Genomic DNA, 21,872 nt, shown 5'->3' on the forward strand with positions numbered 1-21,872 from the left:
GGGGCTCAGCGCTCGCTCAGATAATAGCGCTCGATTTCGACCAGATTGTCATCCAGCTGATAGACGATGGGCTGGCCGGTCGGGATTTCGAGGCCGGTAATCGCATCATCGGCGATGCCCGACAGATGCTTGACCAGAGCGCGCAGCGAATTGCCGTGCGCCGAGATGATCACGCGCTTGCCCGCTTTCAGTTCAGGCGCGATGCGGCTTTCCCAATAGGGCAGAACGCGCGCGATGGTGTTCTTCAGGCTCTCGGTATCGGGAATCGCGATCCCGGCATAGCGGCGGTCCTTCGACAGGTCGAATTCGGAACCCGCGTCGAGCGGCGGCGGCGGAATGTCGAAGCTGCGGCGCCAGATATGCACCTGCTCGTCGCCATGCTTGGCGGCGGTCTCGGCCTTGTCGAGCCCGGTCAGCCCGCCATAATGGCGCTCGTTCAGCCGCCAGTCCTTCTCGACCGGCAGCCACAGACGCTGCATTTCTTCCAGCGCCAGATTGAGTGTCTTGATCGCGCGGGTCTGCAGCGAGGTGAAGGCGATATCGAAATCCAGCCCCTTGTCGCGCATCAGCTGCCCCGCCGCACGCGCCTCGGCCGCTCCCTTTTCGGTGACGTCGACATCCCACCAGCCGGTGAAGCGGTTTTCCAGGTTCCATTGCGACTGGCCATGACGGATGAGGACAAGCTGAGGCATGCGAGGCGTCTCCTTTGATCTTGGGAGCGCGTTTAGCGCCCGGTCCCGAGCGCGCAACCCCGTTTCGCCTTCGGCAGATGGGTCAGGACCCGGCGGCGAAGCCCGCCGGAGTGGCCATCGAAGCTATTTCTCGCGCAACCTCGGCATGAGCTCGATGAAATTGCAGGGCCGGTTGCGGCTGTCGAGCTGCTCGTTGAGAATGCCATTCCAGCCATCCTTCACCGCGCCGTTCGATCCGGGCAGCGCAAAGATGTACGTGCCGCGCGCCAGCACCGCGCAGGCCCGCGACTGGACGGTGCTGGTCCCGATCGTCTGATAGCTGAGCCAGCGAAAAAGTTCGCCGAAGCCTGGAATGTCCTTGTCCTTCACCCGGTCAAGCGCCTCGGGGGTGATGTCGCGACCGGTCAGGCCGGTGCCACCGGTAGAGATGATCGCGTCGATCTCGGGATCGTCGATCCAGTTGTTCAGCCGCACCACGAGCCTCGCGACATCGTCCTTCTCGATCGCGCGGGTGATCAGCCTGTGACCCTTGCCCGTGATCAGCCCGGCGAGAATGTCGCCTGAGCTATCGTCTGCAGCGGTGCGCGTGTCCGATATCGTCAACAGCGCGATGTTGATGGGCCTGAAGACCCGCGATTCGTCGATCGCCATCGCTCAGTTGTTCTGCACCGTATCGAGCCTTACAAGCTCGATTCCCCCCGCATGCGGGAAGCGTGGCCACATGCCCTGGGCAAGGCCGGTTGCGCTCTTCGAATTCACCCCGGCCTGCTTTTCGTACATCCAGTAATTGCGCAGGATGATGCCGACATAGGCGCGCGTCTCCCAATAGGGGATCGATTCGATGAACAGCAGCGGGTCGCCATTGTCGCGCACCTTGCTGTTCCAGCGGCTGACCGGCAGCGGGCCGGCATTATAGGCGGCGATGATCTTGGGCAGCAGGCCCTGGGTTTCGGATCGCTTGCTGAGAAACTCGAGATACCGCTGACCATATTCGAGATTGACCGACGGCTGATAAAGGTCGGTTGCGCTGACCGACTGGCCACGGGCGCGTGCCATGTCCTGCGCGGTGCCCGGCAACACCTGCATCAGCCCGCGGGCATCAGCGGGGCTGCGCGCGTCGCTACGGAAGTTCGATTCCTGCAGGGTGTGCGCATAGACCAGCGCCGGATCGACACGCCATCCTTCGATCGGCACCCAGCGCGGTGACGGAAAACGAGCGAACGTATCCGGACGGCTGCCTTGCGGGCCGTTATGCGCCAGCCACATCTGGGTCTGCGGCATCGAGAGATCTCGTGCCAGTCGCAGCAGCGCGTCGTGCGCCCTGTCGCCGGCAATCTGCGCCTCATGCCGAAGAACCTGATCGGCCAGCGTCGATTCGCCGATCTGCCCGAGGGCGATGGCACGGCGCACATTCGGCCTGTCCTTCAGATCCTTCCAGTCACTGTCGCTGAAGTCCGGCGTGCGCGCGGCGGGGCTGGCCAGTCCCAGCTGTTCGCCTGCGAGCACACCGTACAGCGTTTCGCCATACTGGCTTGCCGCACGCAGATTGGCCTGAACCAGGTCAGGACGACGGCAGCGCGTCGCCGCGCGCGAGGCCCAGTAATAACCGGCAGCGCGCTGTTCCTCGTTCCAGGCATTGGCTGCCGCGCCTTCGAAACCCTGCAGTGCTGCCGCACAATTGCCAAGGCGCCACGCGGCCAGTCCTGCGGTCCAGTGCGCTTCGCCGAGCCACTCGCCAGACCCGAGCGTCGCGGCCCTCGCCATGTCCAGCGCTTCCTGATCGCGATTTTCGAGATAATAGGACCATGCCACGCGTTGCTGCAATTCGGTGCGGGCATGGGGGCTCAGCGTGTCGACCTGTTCGGCCAGTGCAGCGGCTGCGCCCGCCGGGTCATCGGCAACTATGCGTTCCTGAATCTGGGCAGCGAGCGTCGGCGGCACGGTGCCGTCGGAAATGCTGCGCGGCTTGCCTCGCCGGGTCAGGCCACCAAAGCTTGCCATGCGGACCATCTGAGGCCGATCGGGCAGGATCGTCGCACCGCGCTTGGTCGCAAGGGTCGCCAGCCGCTCGGCATGCGGCAGCTCCGGTGCAGCGTTGAGCAGGCTGAGCAACGGGCCCATCTCGATACGGGGCGAATTGGCTGCAAGATAGAGCTCGGCGCGAGCGATCTCGTGAAGCAGGCCCTTGTCGCGGCTGTCGAGCAACTCGCCGGCCCTGGCCCACTTCTGCCCGCGGATCGCGGCAAAGACTTCAGTATAATACTGGCGGTCTGACGAGGACAGCAGCTCCGGCACCTGGGTCCTGGCGACACGGCTGGAAAAATAGCTGTAGGATGTTTCCTCGGCCATTGCAGGCTGGCAGGAGATCAGGGCCGCGCCCCCGGCTATGATCAGCGCTTTCTTCAGCAAGGTCTCACTCCAAGAGCAGCAGCTGCCATTGCTTCCACGCCATGCTCTTCTCTGGCGCGATGCGATTAAACATCAGGCTGAGCTTGCGCGTGACAACCGTTTTGACAGTCCGCCCACCATGGTTAAGAAAATGCAAATCGGTTGGATTTTGCGATGGATCGTGTTTCAGCAGCGCTCTGGCGGTGTCTTCGCCCGCAACCACCAGCATTTCCGGCGCGACCAGCCCGATATGGTGATTGGCAATTCTCGTCCAGATCGGAAGATGCGGCAGTGCCGCCTGATTATCGAGCACCAGCCTCGGGAAGAGCGAGGCGCGATAGATTCCATCCGGACTCATCCCGCAGGCGCGGGCGATATTGTCCAGCAGGCGGCCCGCCCGGCCCGAAAGCACGGCTTCCTCGTCATCACGTTCGGGCGCTCCGGTCAGCACCATCAGTCGCGCGCCTGCCGTTCCGATGGGGGCAATATGCCGTCCATCGCCTCCATCGGCCGCAAGCGAACCCTGTTTCCAGGCAGCCTGAAAGGCTTCCAGGGTATCGGGCAGTGTCAGCGAGGCCGGCGCTTGTGGCGGCGGCGGGGCGATGGCGGCCTGTGCGAGCGCGGGCGCAGGCCTGCGATGCGGCAATGCCGTAGCTGGCGGCGTCGCACTGGCGGTCGGCAGGTCATCGGCCAGCCAGTCATTGGGCGTATCGACGAAATCCCATTCGACGCCCGCCAGCTGCCACCAGTCGACCAGGCTCTGGGCTTCGCGCAGGGGATCGTTCACCGGTGTCAGCACGTTGATACCCCAAAGCGGGTTGACTTGGCGCTCTTGGCGCTATTGGAGTGAACGGGAAGGGGCATGCCATCGCCTTATGGCACAGGCCCCATCCTGAGCAACGGGGAACACGAGATGAGTGAACGCGAATCCATGCCTTTTGACGTCGTGATTGTCGGCGCAGGACCTGCGGGCCTGTCTGCGGCAATCCGGCTCAAACAGCTGGCTGCGGAAAACAACGCGGAAATCGAAGTCTGCGTGATCGAGAAGGGCTCGGAAGTCGGCGCGCATATTCTTTCGGGTGCGGTGTTCGACCCCAGGGCGATCGACGAGCTTATTCCGGATTGGCGCGAGCAGGGCTGTCCGATGGCCGCCACCCCCGTGACCGAGAACCATCACTGGGTGCTGACCAAGACGAAGAAGATGGCGATCCCGCATATCGCGACGCCTTCGTTCATGCACAACAAGGGCACCTATACCGGAAGCCTCGGCAATCTGTGCCGCTGGCTCGCGGAAAAGGCTGAGGAACTGGAAGTCCAGATCTTCCCCGGCTTCGCCGCAGCGGAAATCCTGTATAACGAGGACGGCTCGGTCAAGGGCGTCGCCACGGGTGACATGGGCATCGGCAAGGACGGCGAGCACAAGGCCGACTACACGCCGGGGTTGGAACTGCATGCCCGCTACACTTTCTTTGCCGAGGGCGCGCGCGGACACCTGACCAAGATCCTCAAGCGTCAGTTCGATCTCGAGGCGAATTGCGAGCCGCAGGTCTATGGTATCGGCCTGAAGGAACTTTGGGACATCGACCCCAAGAAGCACGTGCCGGGCCGGGTGATCCACACCCAGGGCTGGCCGCTCGACGATGCCTGGGGTGGCGGTTTCCTCTATCATCAGGCCAATGGCCAGGTTGCGCTCGGCTTTGTCGTGGCGCTTTCGTACCAGAACCCGCACCTGTCGCCGTTCCAGGAATTCCAGCGCTGGAAGACGCATCCGGAAATCCGCAAGATCCTGGAGGGCGGCAAGCGCGTTTCCTATGGTGCGCGCGCGATCAATGAGGGTGGCTGGCAGTCGGTGCCCAAGCTCGCCTTCCCGGGCGGTGCGCTGATCGGGTGCAGCGCAGGCTTCGTCAACGTGCCGCGCATCAAGGGCAGCCACACCGCGATGAAATCGGGCATGCTCGCCGCCGAAGCTGCATTCCGCGCGATCCAGGCCGATCGCACTTCGGATGAACTGTCGGATTATCAGGAAACGCTGAACGACAGCTGGATCGCCGAGGAGCTGAAGAAGGTGCAGAATGTCGAGCCTTGCGTCGACAAGTTTGGCGGCACCATCGGTACGGTGCTGGGCGGCATAGACATGTGGATGCGCCAGCTTGGCATAGGCCTGCCGATCAGCATGAAGCACGATCCCGATTACAAGCATATGGGCCGTGCGGACCTGTACCCGAAGATCGATTATCCCAAGCCTGATGGTGTCCTGACATTTGATCGTCTGTCCTCGGTGTTCCTGTCGAACACCAATCACGAGGAAGACCAGCCGGTTCACCTGCAGCTCAAGGACCCGAGCATCCCGATCCAGGTCAACCTGCCGCTTTATGACGAACCGGCCCAGCGTTACTGCCCGGCGGGCGTGTACGAGGTGGTCGGACAGGAGGAGGGCAATCCGCGCTTCCAGATCAACGCGCAGAACTGCGTCCATTGCAAGACCTGCGACATCAAGGAAATGAGCCAGAATATCAACTGGGTGGTGCCCGAAGGTGGCGGCGGCCCGAACTATCCGAACATGTAAGGCGGTTCGCCCCTCCCCGCATCGGGGAGGGGTTTTTCTCAGGAACCCGTGCCGGTGCTCATCGAAACCGCTTATGCCAAGATCAATCTCGCGCTCCACGTCCGCAGGCGGCGTGCAGACGGCTATCACGAGCTTGAAAGCCTGTTTGCCTTTGTCGATTCTGGCGATGTGCTTCGTGCAGAGCCGCGAAATGATGGTCTTCTGACGCTCTCTATCGAGGGGCCTTTCGCGCAAGGTCTAGATACCGGCCCAGAAAACCTGGTGTACCGTGCTGCCAGATCGCTAATTTCCGTTTGTCCCGAGCGAAGTCGAGGGACGTATCCGCGACCGATGCGAGCACGTCCCTCGACTGCGCTCGGGAACTCGGATGGGTTGCAGATCATGGATAGTGGACAGGCGGGCGCAAATCTCCATCTCACCAAGAACCTCCCTGTTGCATCCGGCATCGGCGGAGGCTCTGCCGATGCCGCCGCCGCCCTGCGCCTGCTCAACCGGTTCTGGAATTGCGGGCTGGACGACCGTGCGCTGTGCGCCATTGCGGAAACGCTGGGCTCCGACATTCCAGCCTGTGTCATCAGCCAGAGCCTGCGCGTCGAGGGCAGGGGGGAGGCGTTGGAAGCGCTGGAACTGCCGGGCCTGTCCGGAACGCCGATCCTGCTCGCCAATCCCGGTATTCCGCTCGGCACGGCGCCGGTGTTCAAGGGCTGGGATCAGCAGGACCGAGGGCCGCTCGATACGTCCAGCCTGGAGGCGGTGATCGCGCTTGGCCGCAATGATCTCGAACCCCCGGCACGCGCCCTGGTGCCCGAGATCGGGCAGGTGCTCGAACGCCTGAGTGCCGCCCACGGTGTCCGGCTGGCGCGCATGTCTGGCAGCGGGGCGAGCTGCTTTGCACTTTTCGATTCGGTTTCAGCGTGCCAGTCGGCGCACCAGATCATCGCTGCGGAACAGCCAGAATGGTGGCTTATGTCAGGATTGCTGCGATGAATGGATTTCAACCCTATGAAATCATTGCGCCAAAGCCGGGATCAGCAGGCGAAAAAATCGTCATCATTGCCGATCATGCCAGCAACCACGTGCCCGACGGCATCAATCTGGGCGTGCCACCGGAAGTGATGACGCAGCATGTCGCGATCGATATTGGCGTCGCCGAAGTCACCCGGTTGCTGTGTGAAAAGATAGGGTGCGGCGCGGTACTGGCGCGGGTTTCGCGGCTGGTGATCGACTTCAATCGCGAGGAGGATGCCGCAGGTCTGATCCCGCTGACCAGCGACGGAATCGATATTCCGGGAAACCTGGGCGTCGATCCCGAAGTCAGGCTTGCGGCCTATTACCGCCCCTATCATGACGCCGTGGCGCGGACTCTGGCCGCCATGGCAGAGCCGTTCATTTTCTCGCTGCACAGCTTCACGCCCGAACTTGCGACCCGGCCTGAAGAGGCAAGGCCCTGGCATATCGGAATATTGTACAATCGCGATGACCGGGCGGCCCGGATCGCCATTCCGCTGCTTGCCGGGGCCGGGCTGAATGTTGGCGACCAGTTGCCCTATTCGGGCGCGCTGCTCAACGCGACGATGAACCGCCATGCCGAAGCCCCGGGCCGCGCCTATCTGGGGGTCGAAATGCGGCAGGACCAGGTTTCGGACGCCGCCGGGGCCGCCCGCATGGCGGAGATATTGGCACCCGTACTGCTGGGATGCCGCAATAGACTTGCGTAGCGCGCCCGATTTTGGAAAGAGCGCGGCCAGAGAAAGGCCCCATCATGACACATTCGTTCGACAAGTCGAAACTGCCCAGCCGCCACGTTTCGGTGGGTCCCGAGCGCGCGCCGCACCGCAGCTATTATTATGCGATGGGGCTGACCGAAGAAGAGATTGCGCGGCCTTTCGTGGGGATTGCCAGCGCAGGCAATGACAGCGCCCCGTGCAACACGACGCTCAACGCGCAGGCCGATGTCTGCCGCGATGGCGTCAACCGGGCGGGCGGCATGCCACGCCGATTCAACACCATCACCGTGACCGACGGCATCGCCATGGGCCATCAGGGTATGAAGAGCTCGCTTGTCAGCCGCGAAGTCATTGCCGATTCCATCGAACTTTCGATGCGCGGTCATTGCTATGATGCGCTTGTCGGCTTTGCCGGATGCGACAAGTCGCTGCCCGGGATGATGATGGCGATGCTGCGGCTCAACGTCCCATCGATCTTCGTCTATGGCGGTTCGATCCTGCCCGGCCAGTATGATGGCCGCGACGTCACGGTGAAGGATGTGTTCGAGGCAGTGGGCAAGCATGCTGCCGGCAATTGCCCGCTCAAGGATCTGATCGCGCTGGAAAAGGTCGCCTGCCCCGGCCATGGCGCATGCGGCGGGCAGTATACCGCCAACACCATGGCCTGCGTCGGAGAGGCGATCGGCCTGTCGTTGCCCAACAGCAACATGATGCCCGCGCCCTATGAAAGCCGCGCCGATATTGCCATTGCCGCGGGCGAGCAGGTGATGGAACTGCTGGCACGCAACCTGAGGCCGCGTGACATCTGCACGCGCGAAGCCTTTGAAAATGCGGCCCGTGTCGTCGCGGCAACCGGTGGCTCGACCAATGCCGGTCTGCATCTGCCGGCGATGGCAAGCGAGGCGGGCATCGATTTCGACCTGTTCGACGTGGCCGAAATTTTCAAGACGACGCCCTATATCGCCGACCTCCAGCCCGGTGGCCGCTATGTCGCGCGCGACATGTATGAGGCCGGCGGCGTCTACATGCTGATGAAGACGCTGCTCGAAAACGGATTGCTGCACGGCGACTGTATCACCGTGACGGGCAAGACGCTGGGCGAAAATATCGACCAGGTTACCTGGAACCCCGACCAGAAGGTCATCTATGACGTGAAGACCCCCTTGAGCCCAACCGGCGGTGTGGTCGGCCTGAGGGGCTCGCTGGCGCCCGATGGTGCGATCGTCAAGGTGGCGGGCATGGACCGGCTGCAGTTCACAGGGCCGGCCCAGGTGTTCGATTGTGAGGAGGATTGCTTCGCAGCGGTCGAGGCGCGGCAGATCAAGGAGGGCTCGGTCATCGTGATCCGCTACGAAGGACCCAAGGGCGGCCCCGGCATGCGCGAGATGCTGTCGACGACCGCCGCGCTCTACGGTCAGGGCATGGGCGAAAGCGTGGCGCTGATCACCGATGGACGGTTTTCCGGCGCGACGCGCGGTTTCTGCATTGGCCATGTCGGTCCCGAAGCGGCGGAATGCGGCCCGATCGCGCTGGTCGAGGATGGCGACCTGATCTCGATCGACGCCGAGGCTGGTACGATCGACCTGCATGTCGAGGAGACCGTGCTGGCCGAGCGCCGCAAGGCCTGGCAACCGCGCACCAACGACTATCAGGCAGGTGCCTTGTGGCGCTATGCCCAGAATGTCGGTCCGGCGAGCAAGGGCGCGGTTACGCACCCGGGTGCAAAGGCGGAAACGCATGTCTTTGCGGATATCTGACGCGCTGCCTATGGTGGCAGGGTTCGCCCTGCTGGCGGCTTGTTCGACCGACACTGCCCCCCCCGATCCGGCGGATGTCGCCGGCGGCGATGATAGCCGCATCGCCTGCGCGCTGGCGGGCGAGGCCGAATTTGCCGAGAAATGCGATGTCGAGCGTGTGCAGGGCGGCGATCGGCGCGAACTGGTGCTGCGCCACCCCGATGGCGGCTTTCGCCGTTTCGAGATTGTCACCGATGGTCGTGGTCTCGTGTCTGCAGATGGCGCGGAAGAGGCGGTGGTAACCCCTCTGTCCGATGGCCGGATCCAGCTTTCGGTCGGCGATGATCGGTATCGTATCCCCGCCACGATCAAGCCTGGCGCAGGCGGTGGCTGATCGCGGAGCCGCCCTGCTGACGGTCGCGGAGATGGTGGCGGCCGAACAGGCGATGTTTGAATCGGGCGTGTCGGTCGATGCGCTGATGCAGCGCGCGGGCGAGGGGGCGGGCCAGATGATCTGGCGCATTGGCGGCACGACGCCCACCCTGGTGCTCTGTGGTCCCGGCAATAACGGCGGCGATGGCTATGTTATCGCTGAGTTTTTACGTGCAAGGGGTGTCCAGGTTACCGTCGCCGCCCTGAGTGATCCGCGCACCGACGCGGCGCGGAATGCGCGGGCGCGCTATCATGGCGAGGTCATGGCATTCGAGGATGCAAGGCCGGCGACGCAGGTGGTCGATTGCCTGTTCGGCAGCGGGCTGACGCGTCCGCTCGAATCGGCGCTGTGGGAGAAGTTTGCAGCCCTGGTGCACCAGGCCCAGCGCAGCTTCGCTGTCGATCTGCCCAGCGGTGCCGATGCCGACCGTGCGGTCTGGCTCAACGAACCGCTGCATTTCGACCATGTGCTGGCGCTCGGCGCCTGGAAACATGCGCATCTGCTGGAGCCGGTGGCCAGCGATTGCGGCGCACTCAGCCTGGTCGAAATCGGAGTCGGTACTAAGGCGGCCAAGGTCCGCCGGATCGAGCGCCCTGGGATCGCGCCGCCCGATGCCCGTTCGCACAAGTATCGGCGCGGTCTGGTCGCTGTACTGGTCGGCGAGATGAGCGGTGCGGCGCTGCTCTCAGCCCATGGAGCGCAAGGGGCAGCTGCCGGCTATGTGAAGCTGATCGGGCCTGGCGATGCGCCACCGCAACTGCCTGCAGACATCGTCTGGCAGCGTGCAGATGGATCGGGCGCGGTTGCCGAAGCGTTGCAGGATCCGAGAATTGGGTCGGTCGTTGTGGGCCCTGGCCTGGGGCGCGGTGACACGGCAAGCAACCTTCTGATGCTGGCGCTGGCATGCCCGCACCCGTTGATCATCGATGCCGACGCCCTGCATCTGCTTCCCGAAAAGTTCGGGAGCCTGAAGGGGCGCGGCGCGCCTGTGCTGCTGACACCACATCAGGGCGAGTTCGAGGCGCTGGGAGGTGAGACGGGCAGCGATGCGATGAACAAGCTCGCGCGAACAGCGGCGCTCGCGGAAAAGCTGGATGTCTTCGTTCTCTACAAGGGCTCAGACACCGTGATCGCTGCACCCGATGGCCGCGCGGTGATTGCCGATCGGCGCTGTTCGTGGTTGTCGGTTGCGGGCACCGGCGATGTGCTCGCCGGCTGCATGGCGGCACGGTTAGCAGGTCATGCCCAGCCGTTCGACGCCATGGCCGAGGCTGTGTGGCTGCACGATCGTGCCGCCAAAATCGCAGGACCGGCGTTCAGCGCGCTGCAGCTTGCCACGGCCCTGCGCCAAGCCCTGGAGGCCTGTCTTGAGCGATGACCTGATTGTCCGCATTGCGGCGCGCGGCGATGGCGTCACCGCTTCGGGCCGGCATGTCGCCGGAGCAGCCCCGGGGGATGCCATCTGCTCCGATGGGAGCATCTTGCCCGGTCCGCATCGTGCCGTGCCGCCATGCCCGCATTTCGGCTTGTGCGGCGGCTGCCAGTTGCAGCATGTCGACGATGCCGCTCTAGCCGATTTCGTGGGTGACCGTGTCACGGGGCCGCTCGCTGCCAAGGATATCGTCGCGCGCGATGTCCGCCCGGTACATCTCTCGCCACCGCGCAGCCGCAGGCGTGCGTCGCTGCGTTATGTCCGCAAGGGCGGGCAGGTTACCCTGGGCTTTGCAGGCCAAGGCAGCCACGATCTGGTCGATATCCGCACATGCGAGATCGTGACCCCGCGACTGCATGACGTCATGATGGCCGTCCGCACTCTCGTGTCGAATTGGCCGGAAGTGCGGATTTCCGGCAGTGTCGACTTGACGGAAATCGATCAGGGGGTCGATGTGCTGATCACCGGGATCGCACCCAAGACGCTGGCACAGCACGAAATGCTCTCCGGTTTCGCCGAGGCGCAGAAACTGGCGCGGCTCTCGATCGATCAGGGCTTCGGCCCCGAGACCCAGTACGAGCCGGTGCCCGCCACGATCACCTTTGGGGATATCGCGGTGCGCTTTCCGCAAGCAAGCTTTCTCCAGGCGACGCGAGATGGTGAGGAGGTGCTGGCAACGGCTGCGCGCGAGGCGCTGGATGGCTGCCGCATGGTCGCCGATCTGTTCGCGGGGCTCGGAAGTTTTGCCTTCCACTTGATCGCACCGGGTCGCCGAATCTATGCGGCCGAAGCAGCGCGCGATCCGATCCTTGCGTTGAAGGCTGCCGCCGACGCGCGCCAGTTGCCGGTCTTTACCGAGCACCGCGACCTGTTTCGCAATCCGGTGCAGCGCGACATGCTGAACCGGCTCGACGGGCTGGTGCTCGATCCGCCACGTGCGGGAGCGGAGGAACAGGTGCGTGCCATTGCCGGCTCGTCGATCAGCCGCGTCTGCTATGTGAGCTGCAACCCCGCGACATTCGCGCGCGACGCGCGCATCCTGTGCGACGCAGGCTTCGTGCTCGACACGCTATGGCCGGTCGGGCAATTCCGCTGGTCGACGCATGTCGAACTGGCGAGCCTGTTCGTCCGTCAGTCCTGATCGTTCCACACCACGCCATCGCGCGCGCGCGTATTGACGCGAAGCTCGAACACGTCCGGGCGCGCATAATGACCATCGGTATCAAGCGCGGCGAGCCCTTGGCCTATGTCATGCAGATCGAGATCGGCGACCAGGGTCTCGTGGCCTGTCCCGGCTTGAGCGAGAATGGTCGCATCCGGGCCGACGATCATGCTGCCGCCGAACTGGAGTTGTCCTTCGGGCATGGTTTCGATCAGGGCGCGCGCGGCCTTGCGAGCCTCGGCGTCGAGGTGGCAAAGATCGAGGCCTTCCAGCACGTCTTCTCGGTTCTGCACGGTCCCGGCGGCGAGAACGAAGCAGCGGCCTTCGAAAGCATAATGGCGCGAAGCGATGGCATAGGTCTCGCGCACCGTCGGCCAGGCGGCGATGTGCACCGCCTCGCGCTGGTTGTGCATGGCAGCGCGAGCGAGCGGCATCCAGTGCTCCCAGCAGATCAGGCTGCCGACCGGGCCGAAGGGGGCGGTATGCGTGCCGAGCGTCGATCCGTCGCCGCGCGCCCAGATCAGCCGCTCGCCATGCGTCGGTACCAGCTTGCGATGGATAAGCGGCGATTGGCCGGGGCGAAGCAGCAACTGGCAGTTGTAGAGACTTGATCGTATCCGCTCATGCGCACCAATGCTGACCAGCGCGCCGCTCCGATCGACCAGATCCTGGATCGGGCTCAGGCGTGGATCGCCGATCCGGATCGCCTCTTCGAGCAGCAGCGCATGCAGCGCGCGCGTTCCCGGATGATCCCACAAAGCCGCGCCGGGTGCCTCGTCGAGCCAGAGCGGATAACCGCCGAGAAACGTCTCGCCAAAGGCGATGATCGTCGCGCCCTGATCGAGCGCCGGTTCGATGAGGGCGGGCAGGGCAGAAATGCCCTGGGTGACGGAAAGGGGGATCGGCGCTGCCTGTATGATCGCAGCGCGAACCATCGCGTGGTTACCCATGCAGGTGCAGGTCGAAGATCGGGATCGCCGCATGGAAGATCAGCACGATCAGGCACATGCTCGACGAGGCGAACAGCAGGAAGCGGACGGCAACCCGGTTGACCGTCGCCTGCACCAGGCTGTGCGCGATGCGCAGCGCTACATACAGCCAGGCCACCGCGACGTTGATCCCCTCGCCGTGACCGATGATCGCGAGCACGATACATACTGCATAGAAGATCGTCGGTTCGTCGAGCAGATGATTGTAATTGTGCGCTTTCCACTGAACCGACTGTGGCAGAACAGCGTCGAGGTCCTTGCCGGTGCCGCCCTTCAGATTGGCGACATCGATCTTCGCCTGCTGCATCGCCGGTATCCGGGTAACGTACATCCACGCCCACATGAACATGGTCCAGGCAAGCAGGACGACGACCGGTTGCAAGATGGCCTGAGTCATTTTCGGAGCCCTTTCAAAGCGTGGCGAGCAATGCGCGGATCGCGAGCACGATCAGGCAGAAGGTCGAGGCGAGAAAGAGCAGGAAGCGCGTCTGGACCTTGTTGACGGTGGCCTGCCAGATGCTGTGCACGATGCGGATCAGCACATAGCCCCAGGCGAGTGCGACATTGACACCGTCAGTCCCGGCTCCGGCAATCGCGACGATCGCAATAGTCGCGTAGAAGATGGTCGGCTGTTCCATCAGATGCGCGTAATTGTGCGATTTCCAGGCGGCCTGCGGTGGCAGCATCGGATCGAGATCGCTGCCGCGCCCTCCCACGGCCTTGGAAATATCGACGCCCAGCTTCTTGGCGTTGGGCAGGCGCGTGCCCGCCATCCAGAACAGCATGACGAGCGACCAGAGCACCAGCACTGCGGCTGGCGTCAGAACATTGGCAGACATACGCAGTTTCCTCCCCGCTTATGGGGAAGGAAACTGCGTCAGCTCAGATAGATTGTCAATTGCAACGCGTTTGCTGGATCAGCGATTGATGCTGACCACATTGTCGGCGCGCCAATGCGGACGGGCCTCGCCCGTGTACATCGACTGCATCGGCTCGTCGGCGACCGTGTAATGCTCGCTCGTGCCGAACCCGTTGAAGCCGGTGCGCATCGCTGCGCCATAAGCGCCAATCATGCCGATCTCGATATAATCGCCGGCCTTGATGTCCGCGGGCAGCGGGAAGGGACCGGCCATATAATCGATATCGTCGCAGGTCGGACCGAAAAAGCTGAAATCCTCGGTCGTGCTGCTGCGCTGGTTGCCCAGATAGCGGACCGGGAAACGCCATCCGATATGCGCGGCATCGAACAGCGCGCCATAGGCACCGTCGTTGATGTACAGTTCCTCGCCACGGCGACGATCGACCCGAACGATGATCGAGTTGTACTCGGCGCACAGCGCGCGGCCCGGCTCGCACCACAGTTCCGCCGAATAGCTGATCGGCAGGCTTTCGAAGGTGCGTTCGATGATCGCGAAATAGTCTTCGAGCGGCGGGGGCTGCATGCCCGGATAGGCCGAAGGGAAGCCACCGCCGACATCGATGACGTCCACGGTGACCGATGCGTCGACGATCGCCGCGCGGACGCGGTCGAGCGCCTGCACATAGGCATGCGGGCTCATCGCCTGGCTGCCGACATGGAAGCAGATGCCCAGGCTGTCTGCCGCCTGGCGGGCTGCCATCAGCAGTTCGCGCGCGTCGATCAGTTCGGTACCGAACTTGGATGCGAGGCTGAGCTCCGAATGTTCGGACGAGACGCGCAGGCGCACGCACAGCGTCAGATCGTCGGGCGCACCGGTGGCGGCCACGATCTTGTCGAGCTCCTCGCGGCTGTCGAGCGAGAACACGCGCACACCATGAATATGATAGGCTTCGGCAATCGCTTCGGGGGTCTTGACCGGGTGCATGAAACACAGGGTCGCTTGCGGAAGCGTTTCCGCCACCAGCCGCACCTCGGCGATCGAGGCGACGTCATAATGCGTGATCCCCGCGTTCCACAGCACGCGCAGCAGGTCGGGCGACGGATTCGCCTTGACCGCGTAGAGCGACTTGCCAGGAAAGCGATCAACGAAGAAACGCGCCGCGCGGGTGGCCGCTTGCGGACGGTTCAGCGTAACCGGCTGTGCCGGGTTCAGAGCCTGAATCAGCTCCAGCGCATCAAGATATTCGTGCAACTCAAGGGACCCCCAAAAAATCAGTCAAACAACAAGGCTGCCTTGCGGTTATTGGAAGTCCCCCTGGGGCAGCGGACCGCCGAAATAGGGTTCGCAGCCCCGCGTGTAAAGAAAAAAATTGCTACCGAATTGCTAACCCAGCCGGTCGCGAAACGTCTCGTATCCGAAGGATGCGATCTCGCGCAGGCTGTCGTCATCGCTGTTCCACAGCCAGATAGAAGGCAGCGGCACCCCGTTGAACGTATTGGTTTTTACCATGGAATAATGCGCCTGATCGAGAAACGCGAAGCGCTGGCCCGGCTCCAGCGGGACGGGCAGGCCATAGTCGCCGATAATGTCGCCGGCGAGGCATGAAGGTCCGCCCAGCCGTATCGGTTCTGCGTCGGACCGTTCGCCAAGCATCGCCGGACGATAGGGCGCCTCGATCACGTCGGGCATATGGCATGTGGCCGAAATGTCGGTGATTCCCACCTTCATACCGTTATCGAACACATCGAGCAGTTCGCCGACGAGAATGCCTGCATCCAATGCTACCGCTTCGCCCGGCTCGAGATAAATCTCGCAGCCGGTGCGCGCCTTGACCGCGATCAGGAACTCGACCAGCTCGTCGCGCTGATAGTCGGCCCGAGTGATATGATGGCCGCCACCGAAATTGAGCCATTTCAATTGGTTGAAATAGGGTTCTAACAGAGGTTCGAGCTTGGTCCAGATCTGCTGCAGCGGCACCAGATCCTGCTCGCACAGCGAGTGGAAATGGATACCCGACACGCCTTCGAGATGCTCGGGGCGCAACTGATCAATGGGATGGCCGAGGCGGCTGTGCGGCTGGCTGGGGTCGTATTTCTCGGTCTCGCCCAGCGGCAGCGCGGGGTTGATGCGCAGGCCGATGTCGAAGCTCTGGCCCGCAGCGCGCGCTTCCTCGATCAGCGGGGCGAATCGCGCGATCTGGCCGGGGCTGTTGAAGATGACATGATCGGAGAGCTTGAGGATCTCGCGCAGGTCCTCCGCCTTGTAGCCCGCGCAATAGGTCGCGATCTCGCCATGATAATGGTGCGAGGCGAGCTTCGCTTCCCAGAGCCCCGACGAGCAGGTGCCGTCGAGATAATCGCTGACTACATCGCCGAGCTGCCAGAACGAGAACGCCTTGAGCGCAGCGAGCATCTTGATACCCGCCCGGTCGCGCACATCGGCGAGCACCGCCAGATTGCGCCGCACCGCCGCCTCGTCCACCACGAATGCGGGCGAGGGCACGCGGTTCAGGTCGAAATGCCGAAAGGCACCGGGATCGCCGGCCTTGGTTTCCATTGAACTTCTCCCCCTCTCCCCTGGAGGGGAGAGGGTCGGGGAGAGGGGAACTCGCTCTCCAGGTTGTCAGACTATCGGGAGGCCGCATGCCCCCCTCCCAACCCTCCCCCCTGAAGGGGAGAGGGCTTTTCGTGGCATCAGAATGCCAGCGGCGCTTCCAGTTCCCTGACCTGCCAGGGCAGGCCATGCTGGTTGAGCATGTCCATGAACGGATCGGGATCGAACTGTTCGATATTGAACACGCCTTCTCCCTTCCACGCGCCGGTCAGGATCATTGCCGCGCCGATCATGGCCGGGACGCCAGTGGTATAGCTCACCGCCTGGTTGCCAGTTTCGGCATAGGCATCCTCGTGATCGCAGATATTGTAGACATAGACCGTCTTTTGCTCGCCGTCCTTCACGCCGGTGGCGATGTCGCCGATATTGGTCTTGCCCTTGGTCGTCTCGCCCAGCGAGGCGGGTTCGGGCAGCACCGCTTTCAGGAACTGTAGCGGGATGATCTCGCGGCCTTCGTACATCACCGGATCGATCCGGGTCATGCCGACATTCTGCAGCACTTCCAGATGCTTGAGATAGGCATCTCCAAAGGTCATCCAGAAGCGGATGCGCTTGATCTCGGGATAGTGCTTGGCGAGCGATTCCAGCTCCTCATGGTACATGAGGTACATGTTCTTCTCGCCCACGCCCTCGAAATCGAAGACCTGCTTGTGGCTGAGCGCCGGACCTTCGACCCACTCGCCATCCGCCCAGTGGCGCGACGGCGCGGTCACTTCGCGGATGTTGATTTCGGGATTGAAATTGGTGGCGAAATGCTGGCCATGGTCGCCGCCATTGCAGTCGAGAATGTCGAGCGTGTCGATCCGGTCGAGCAGATGCTTCTTGATATAGCTGGCGAACACGCTGGTGACGCCAGGGTCGAAGCCCGAACCGAGCAGCGCCATCAGGCCTGCGTCCTTAAACCGGTCGTGATAGGCCCATTGCCAGCCATATTCGAACTTCGCCTCGTCGCGCGGCTCGTAATTGGCGGTGTCCATGTAATGCACGCCGGTCTTCAGGCACGCATCCATGATGGCAAGGTCCTGATAGGGCAGGGCGAGATTGCAGACCAGATCAGGCTTCACCTTCTCGATCAGCGCGGCGGTCGCGTCGACATCGTCGGCATCGACCTCGGCGGTGGCGATCTTGACGCCTGTGCGCTTCAGCACCGATTCGGCGATCGCGTCGCATTTGGCGATGCGGCGGCTCGCCAGCGTGATCTCGCTGAAAATGCCGGTGTTCATCGCCATCTTGTGGACCGCGACCGAACCCACGCCGCCCGCACCGATAACCAGAATCTTGCCCAAGGCCCTATCTTCCTTATTGCTGGAATTGCTGTCAGCGGGTGCATATAGAGGCTCTGCATGACAGAACCAAGTGATCCCCTTTCCCCGGACCGCAAACCGAGCCGCGAAGGCATCGAGCGCGCCGCGAAGAAGATTTCCGCGATCCTGCCGCCGACGCCTCTGATGCCGTTGAAGCATGAGGGAATGACCCTGTGGTGCAAGGCCGAATGCCTGCAGCCAATCGGCGCGTTCAAGATTCGCGGAGCCTGGCATCGTCTGTCCGACCTCAGCGAAGACGAGCGTGCGCGCGGCGTTGTCGCCTTTTCCAGCGGCAACCATGCGCAGGGTGTCGCCTGGGCAGCCAAGCGACTTGGGATCAGGGCGACGATCGTCATGCCTGCCGATGCCCCCTCGCGGAAGATCGAATCGACCCGGGGCTATGGCGCCGAAGTCATCACCTATGACCGGCGGACCGAGGACCGCGTTGCCATTGCCAACCGCATCGCCGGCGAAACCGGGGCTGTCGTCGTGCCAAGCTTCGACGATCCGTGGATCATCGAGGGGCAGGGCAGCACAGGACTCGAGGCGCTGGTCCAGATCATCGCCCAGGCCGGCATCAATCCGCACCGGGTTGTCTCGTGTTGTGGCGGCGGCGGGCTTGCGGCTGGCATCGCGCTTGCCATGCCCGGCGCCAAAATGACCATTGTCGAGCCCGACGGCTGGGATGATATGGGCCGTTCGCTGCGCAAGGGGAAGATCGTTCCGGTAGAGCCCGATGCTCCCGATACGGTGTGCGATGCGCTTCAGACCCCCGTTGTCTCGCCGCTCACCTTCGAGATATTGAAGGATCGCAAGGCAGAAGCGGTCAGCGTCTCGGACGAAGAGGTGTTCCGCGCGATGCGCCATGCGCACGAGCGGTTGCGACTGGTGCTCGAACCCGGTGGTGCGGTCGCATTGGCGGCGGTGCTCGCGGGCAAGGTCGAGGTCGACGACCGAACGCTGATCATCCTGTCGGGCGGCAATGTCGAACCGGCACTGTTTTCGCGGGCGCTGGCCTCGTGAGCATCCTTTGACCCCCGCCAGCATCGAACGCCGCGCCGATCTTCAGGCCGCTCTGCTTCGCGTCGCCCAGCAGGACCGCGAAGCACTGCGCACCGTGTATGCGATGACCTCGGCGAAACTGCACGGCGTTTGCCTCCGTATCTGCATCGACAGGGGCGCGGCGGAGGACGTATTGCAGAATGTGTATCTGAAGGTGTGGCAGCGCGCCGGGTCGTTCGATCCGGCCAAGGCGAGCGCCATTGCCTGGCTGTGCGCCATCGCGCGCAATGCCGCGATCGATTGGCGGCGAAGTCAGCGGTACGAGGATCCGCTGCCTGTGGATCTCGCCGAAACGCTGGTGGACGTTGATGCTGATCCTTCGGCAGCGCTTTCGCAGGACAGCGAGCGCGCGCAGATTTTCCGCTGCCTAGGCGAACTGGAGCCGGCAAGGGCCAGTGCGATCAAGGCAGGGTTTTATCAGGGCCTCAGCTATCCCGAGATTGCCGAGGCGATGGACAAGCCGGTGGGAACGGTGAAAAGCTGGATCCGCCGGGGATTGATGCAGTTGAAGGAGTGCCTGTCGCGTGAGCAGTGATGCCATGCCCGACCGGTCTGCCATGGCCGCCGAACTCGCTCTGGGTCTGCTGGAAGGCGCCGAGCGGGCTGAAGCGCTGCGCCTGATGCTTGCTGATCCTGGCTTCGCTGCCGAGGTCGACGCCTGGCGGAGTCGCATCGCACCGCTTTACGACGGTTTTCCCGAGATCGATGCGCCTGCCGGCCTGATGAATCGCATCGAGGGCCTGATCGATGCCGAACTCGCCGTCGAGCCCGGGTCGTCGGTTGTTGCCCCTCTGCCGGCGAAGGAATCCGGCGGTGGATGGAAGATGGCGACCTTCGCTGCGTCTGCCATTGCAGCGGTGCTGGCCTTGGCTCTGGTCTGGCCGAGGCCCGAAGTCGCTCCAGTGCCTCAGGCCAGGCCCGACATGGCGGTGGCGCAGCTCACAGGTCCGATTGATGGCCTTTTGCTCACCGCCCGTTACGACAGCAGCACTTCGGAAATGCTGGTTCGTGTCGAGGGCATGCCCGTGACCGATACCGAGCCTGAATTGTGGATCGTTCCTGCCGATGGTCAGCCACGCCGCCTGGGTCGGCTGATGCGGGGCGGGGTGACGCGCATCGAGATCCCCGAAGGGCATCGCAAGTTCATCGACCCGCTGAGCAACCTCATTCTGACGATGGAGCCCAAGGTTCTGCCCGATCCAGACAAGCCGAGCGCACCGACGGTGGCGCAGGGACGGCTGCAGCGAATCTGACCGCGCGGCCGATTGCCGGATCGCGCACCACGCCAGTCCACTCCCCGCATTCGCGAGCGAAAAAAAGGGGCGGCGCCACCGGCACCGCCCCTTTCTTGCTTTTCTGATGCTGCCTTACTTGCTGCGCAGACGGACAGGCAGGAACTGCGGCTGACCGGTGCGGCGCTGGACGCGCAGCAGAACCGCCTCGCGATTGGCGGCGCGTGCCTCGGCAATGACCCGATCGACTTCCGCCGAGGTGGTGACAGGGCGGTTGTTGATCGACAGGATCACGTCGCCACGGCGAATGCCCTTGGTCGCGGCATCGCCCGACGGATCGACTGCGGCGACGACCACACCCTTGACCTCGGGCGGCACGCCGATCTGGCGGGCGATTTGCGGTGTCAGTTCGGTCACCGCCATGCCCAGCGCCTGGCGCGTGGCCTGTTCGCTGTCCTGCTCGTCCTGATCGGAGAAGTCTTCAGCCGCTTCGGGGTTGAAGGTCTGCGCGGCCAGCTCTTCCTCGCTCGGACGGCGTCCGACCGTGGCGTTGAGCGTCAGCCGCTCGCCATTGCGAACCACGACCACCGGGATGCGCTTGCCGGGTGCAGTGTTGGCAACGATGTACGACAGCGTCTGATCGGGAGTAACATCCTTGCCATCGACCGAGACCACAACGTCGCCAGCCTTGATACCGGCCTTTTCGGCGGCCTCGCCCGGCTCGACGCGCTGGACGAACTCGCCGCGTCGCTTCGGAAGGCCGAGCGATGCCGCCAGATCGTCGGTCAGCGGGTTGATGCCGATGCCGAGATAACCGCGCTCGATGGCCGAACCGCTGCGAAGCTTCTCGACGATCGGTGCGGCAACCTCTGCCGGGATAGCGAAGCCTATGCCGACGCTGCCGCCGGTGGGTGAGATGATCGCGTTGTTGATGCCGATGACATTGCCGTTGAGGTCGAACATCGGGCCGCCCGAATTGCCGCGGTTGATCGCAGCGTCGGTCTGCAGATAGCGGTCATAGGCGCCGCCCTGGCCGGTATTGCGATAGACCGCGGAGATGATACCAGAGGTCACCGTGCCACCCAGGCCAAACGGATTACCGATCGCGATGATCCAGTCCCCGACACGCGTCTTGGTCGAATCGCCGAAGCGCACGAACGGAAACGGCTTGGTGCCGCTGATCTTGAGCACCGCGAGGTCGGACTGCGGATCGCGGCCGATCAGCCGGGCGGGATATTCGGTGCCGTCGGGCATGGTCACGGTAATCGACTCCACCGAGGCATTGCCTTCAGCGGCGATCACGTGATTGTTGGTCACGACATAGCCATCGGCCGAGATGATGAAGCCCGAACCCAGCGACTGCGCCTCGCGCGTGCCGCCACCGCCGCCTTCGGGAGCGCCGAACAGGCCGCCGAACGGGGTTCCGGCAAACGGGTTGTTGGGCACCCGCACGCGCTGGCGGGTCGAGATGTTCACCACCGCCGGCTGCAACTGCTCGGTCAGATCGGCAAAGCTCATCGGCGCGCCGGGACGCGGCGCAGCGGCAAGCATTGCGCTCTGGTCGTTCTGGGCCACCTGCGCGCCCAGCGGCTGGCCCGTCGCCAGAACGATCGCGCTGCCACCCAGCAAAAGGGCCGACGTCACTGCATAGGCATATCGCACGTACAAATCCTCTT

Annotated in this window: 21 protein-coding genes; 10 read left to right on the forward strand and 11 right to left on the reverse strand. The window is 63.5% G+C overall.

From position 1 onward, the window contains the following. Positions 1-5: 5 nt before the first annotated feature. From gpmA to C7451_RS10395, 4 genes are all read right to left on the reverse strand, one after another. Positions 6-692: a 2,3-diphosphoglycerate-dependent phosphoglycerate mutase gene (gene gpmA / locus C7451_RS10380; RefSeq protein WP_110298891.1), complete on the reverse strand. Its 687-nt coding sequence runs from the start codon at positions 690-692 to the stop codon at positions 6-8. Positions 693-815: 123 nt separating this feature from the next. Further along, the gene (gene moaB / locus C7451_RS10385) at positions 816-1,343 is read right to left on the reverse strand and encodes a molybdenum cofactor biosynthesis protein B (RefSeq protein ID WP_110298892.1); all 528 of its coding nucleotides are present in this window, start codon (positions 1,341-1,343) and stop codon (positions 816-818) included. Positions 1,344-1,346: 3 nt separating this feature from the next. Next, the gene (locus tag C7451_RS10390) at positions 1,347-3,101 is read right to left on the reverse strand and encodes a lytic transglycosylase domain-containing protein (protein ID WP_110298893.1); all 1,755 of its coding nucleotides are present in this window, start codon (positions 3,099-3,101) and stop codon (positions 1,347-1,349) included. 4 nt (positions 3,102-3,105) lie between these two features. Beyond that, a complete protein-coding gene (locus tag C7451_RS10395) occupies positions 3,106-3,879 on the reverse strand; it encodes a uracil-DNA glycosylase family protein (RefSeq protein WP_146215348.1) in 774 nt (257 codons plus the stop codon). A gap of 114 nt (positions 3,880-3,993) precedes the next feature. Between C7451_RS10395 and C7451_RS10400 the strand changes: the two genes are divergently transcribed. The 7 genes from C7451_RS10400 to C7451_RS10430 are packed head-to-tail and all read left to right on the forward strand — an operon-like array spanning position 3,994 to position 12,115. Then, complete coding sequence (locus tag C7451_RS10400) at positions 3,994-5,646, forward strand: electron transfer flavoprotein-ubiquinone oxidoreductase (protein WP_110299020.1); 1,653 nt, start codon at positions 3,994-3,996, stop codon at positions 5,644-5,646. A 48-nt stretch (positions 5,647-5,694) separates the two neighbouring features. Further along, positions 5,695-6,633 carry a 4-(cytidine 5'-diphospho)-2-C-methyl-D-erythritol kinase gene (locus C7451_RS10405; RefSeq protein ID WP_167398505.1) on the forward strand — a complete coding sequence of 313 codons (939 nt, stop codon included), beginning with the start codon at positions 5,695-5,697 and terminating at the stop codon, positions 6,631-6,633. Continuing rightward, on the forward strand, positions 6,630-7,364 hold the full coding sequence (locus C7451_RS10410) for an N-formylglutamate amidohydrolase (protein ID WP_110298895.1): 735 nt from the start codon (positions 6,630-6,632) through the stop codon (positions 7,362-7,364). The genes C7451_RS10405 and C7451_RS10410 overlap by 4 nt, the downstream gene beginning before the upstream one ends. A gap of 44 nt (positions 7,365-7,408) precedes the next feature. Beyond that, a complete protein-coding gene (gene ilvD, locus C7451_RS10415) occupies positions 7,409-9,130 on the forward strand; it encodes a dihydroxy-acid dehydratase (protein WP_110298896.1) in 1,722 nt (573 codons plus the stop codon). Further along, a complete protein-coding gene (locus C7451_RS10420; RefSeq protein WP_110298897.1) occupies positions 9,111-9,503 on the forward strand; it encodes a hypothetical protein in 393 nt (130 codons plus the stop codon). The genes ilvD and C7451_RS10420 overlap by 20 nt, the downstream gene beginning before the upstream one ends. Beyond that, on the forward strand, positions 9,496-10,920 hold the full coding sequence (locus tag C7451_RS10425; RefSeq protein ID WP_244181801.1) for an NAD(P)H-hydrate dehydratase: 1,425 nt from the start codon (positions 9,496-9,498) through the stop codon (positions 10,918-10,920). The genes C7451_RS10420 and C7451_RS10425 overlap by 8 nt, the downstream gene beginning before the upstream one ends. Beyond that, positions 10,910-12,115 (forward strand): class I SAM-dependent RNA methyltransferase, encoded by a 1,206-nt coding sequence (locus C7451_RS10430; protein WP_110298899.1) that lies wholly within the window; start codon positions 10,910-10,912, stop codon positions 12,113-12,115. The genes C7451_RS10425 and C7451_RS10430 overlap by 11 nt, the downstream gene beginning before the upstream one ends. Here the strand turns inward: C7451_RS10430 and C7451_RS10435 are convergent. From C7451_RS10435 to C7451_RS10460, 6 genes are all read right to left on the reverse strand, one after another. After that, positions 12,106-13,071, reverse strand: a complete 966-nt coding sequence (locus C7451_RS10435) for a carbon-nitrogen hydrolase family protein (RefSeq protein WP_110299022.1) — start codon at positions 13,069-13,071, stop codon at positions 12,106-12,108. The genes C7451_RS10430 and C7451_RS10435 overlap by 10 nt on opposite strands. 7 nt (positions 13,072-13,078) lie before the next feature. After that, complete coding sequence (locus tag C7451_RS10440) at positions 13,079-13,522, reverse strand: MAPEG family protein (protein WP_110298900.1); 444 nt, start codon at positions 13,520-13,522, stop codon at positions 13,079-13,081. Positions 13,523-13,535: 13 nt separating this feature from the next. Beyond that, entirely contained in the window at positions 13,536-13,964 is a 429-nt protein-coding gene (locus C7451_RS10445) for an MAPEG family protein (RefSeq protein WP_110298901.1), read from the reverse strand. A gap of 78 nt (positions 13,965-14,042) precedes the next feature. After that, complete coding sequence (locus C7451_RS10450) at positions 14,043-15,236, reverse strand: type III PLP-dependent enzyme (protein ID WP_110298902.1); 1,194 nt, start codon at positions 15,234-15,236, stop codon at positions 14,043-14,045. Positions 15,237-15,368: 132 nt separating this feature from the next. Beyond that, positions 15,369-16,541, reverse strand: coding sequence for a carboxynorspermidine decarboxylase (locus C7451_RS10455; RefSeq protein ID WP_110298903.1), 1,173 nt, complete (start codon positions 16,539-16,541; stop codon positions 15,369-15,371). 137 nt (positions 16,542-16,678) lie between these two features. Beyond that, entirely contained in the window at positions 16,679-17,884 is a 1,206-nt protein-coding gene (locus C7451_RS10460; RefSeq protein WP_110298904.1) for a saccharopine dehydrogenase family protein, read from the reverse strand. A 57-nt stretch (positions 17,885-17,941) separates the two neighbouring features. On the opposite strand from C7451_RS10460, the gene C7451_RS10465 reads away from it, so the two are divergent. From C7451_RS10465 to C7451_RS10475, 3 genes are read left to right on the forward strand one after another with little or no spacing between them, the layout of a single operon-like run. Then, complete coding sequence (locus C7451_RS10465) at positions 17,942-18,925, forward strand: threonine ammonia-lyase (protein WP_110298905.1); 984 nt, start codon at positions 17,942-17,944, stop codon at positions 18,923-18,925. A gap of 7 nt (positions 18,926-18,932) precedes the next feature. Continuing rightward, positions 18,933-19,499: a sigma-70 family RNA polymerase sigma factor gene (locus C7451_RS10470; protein ID WP_110298906.1), complete on the forward strand. Its 567-nt coding sequence runs from the start codon at positions 18,933-18,935 to the stop codon at positions 19,497-19,499. Further along, positions 19,489-20,217: an anti-sigma factor gene (locus tag C7451_RS10475; protein WP_110298907.1), complete on the forward strand. Its 729-nt coding sequence runs from the start codon at positions 19,489-19,491 to the stop codon at positions 20,215-20,217. Before C7451_RS10470 ends, C7451_RS10475 begins: the two co-directional genes overlap by 11 nt. 114 nt (positions 20,218-20,331) lie before the next feature. On the opposite strand, the gene C7451_RS10480 is transcribed toward C7451_RS10475, so the two are convergent. Beyond that, on the reverse strand, positions 20,332-21,858 hold the full coding sequence (locus C7451_RS10480) for a Do family serine endopeptidase (RefSeq protein ID WP_208625192.1): 1,527 nt from the start codon (positions 21,856-21,858) through the stop codon (positions 20,332-20,334). Between the last annotated feature and the right edge of the window lie 14 nt (positions 21,859-21,872).

The organism is Blastomonas natatoria (genome assembly GCF_003201955.1).
Taxonomy (GTDB): Bacteria; Pseudomonadota; Alphaproteobacteria; order Sphingomonadales; family Sphingomonadaceae; genus Blastomonas; species Blastomonas natatoria.

Excerpts from the sequence above, each read along its gene's own strand:
- gpmA (WP_110298891.1), bottom strand. The coding sequence starts at position 692 with ATGCCTCAGCTTGTCCTCATCCGTCATGGCCAGTCGCAATGGAACCTG.
- moaB (WP_110298892.1), bottom strand. The coding sequence starts at position 1,343 with ATGGCGATCGACGAATCGCGGGTCTTCAGGCCCATCAACATCGCGCTG.
- C7451_RS10400 (WP_110299020.1), top strand. The coding sequence starts at position 3,994 with ATGAGTGAACGCGAATCCATGCCTTTTGACGTCGTGATTGTCGGCGCA.
- C7451_RS10410 (WP_110298895.1), top strand. The coding sequence starts at position 6,630 with ATGAATGGATTTCAACCCTATGAAATCATTGCGCCAAAGCCGGGATCA.
- ilvD (WP_110298896.1), top strand. The coding sequence starts at position 7,409 with ATGACACATTCGTTCGACAAGTCGAAACTGCCCAGCCGCCACGTTTCG.
- C7451_RS10420 (WP_110298897.1), top strand. The coding sequence starts at position 9,111 with ATGTCTTTGCGGATATCTGACGCGCTGCCTATGGTGGCAGGGTTCGCC.
- C7451_RS10435 (WP_110299022.1), bottom strand. The coding sequence starts at position 13,071 with ATGGTTCGCGCTGCGATCATACAGGCAGCGCCGATCCCCCTTTCCGTC.
- C7451_RS10440 (WP_110298900.1), bottom strand. The coding sequence starts at position 13,522 with ATGACTCAGGCCATCTTGCAACCGGTCGTCGTCCTGCTTGCCTGGACC.
- C7451_RS10445 (WP_110298901.1), bottom strand. The coding sequence starts at position 13,964 with ATGTCTGCCAATGTTCTGACGCCAGCCGCAGTGCTGGTGCTCTGGTCG.
- C7451_RS10455 (WP_110298903.1), bottom strand. The coding sequence starts at position 16,541 with ATGGAAACCAAGGCCGGCGATCCCGGTGCCTTTCGGCATTTCGACCTG.
- C7451_RS10465 (WP_110298905.1), top strand. The coding sequence starts at position 17,942 with ATGACAGAACCAAGTGATCCCCTTTCCCCGGACCGCAAACCGAGCCGC.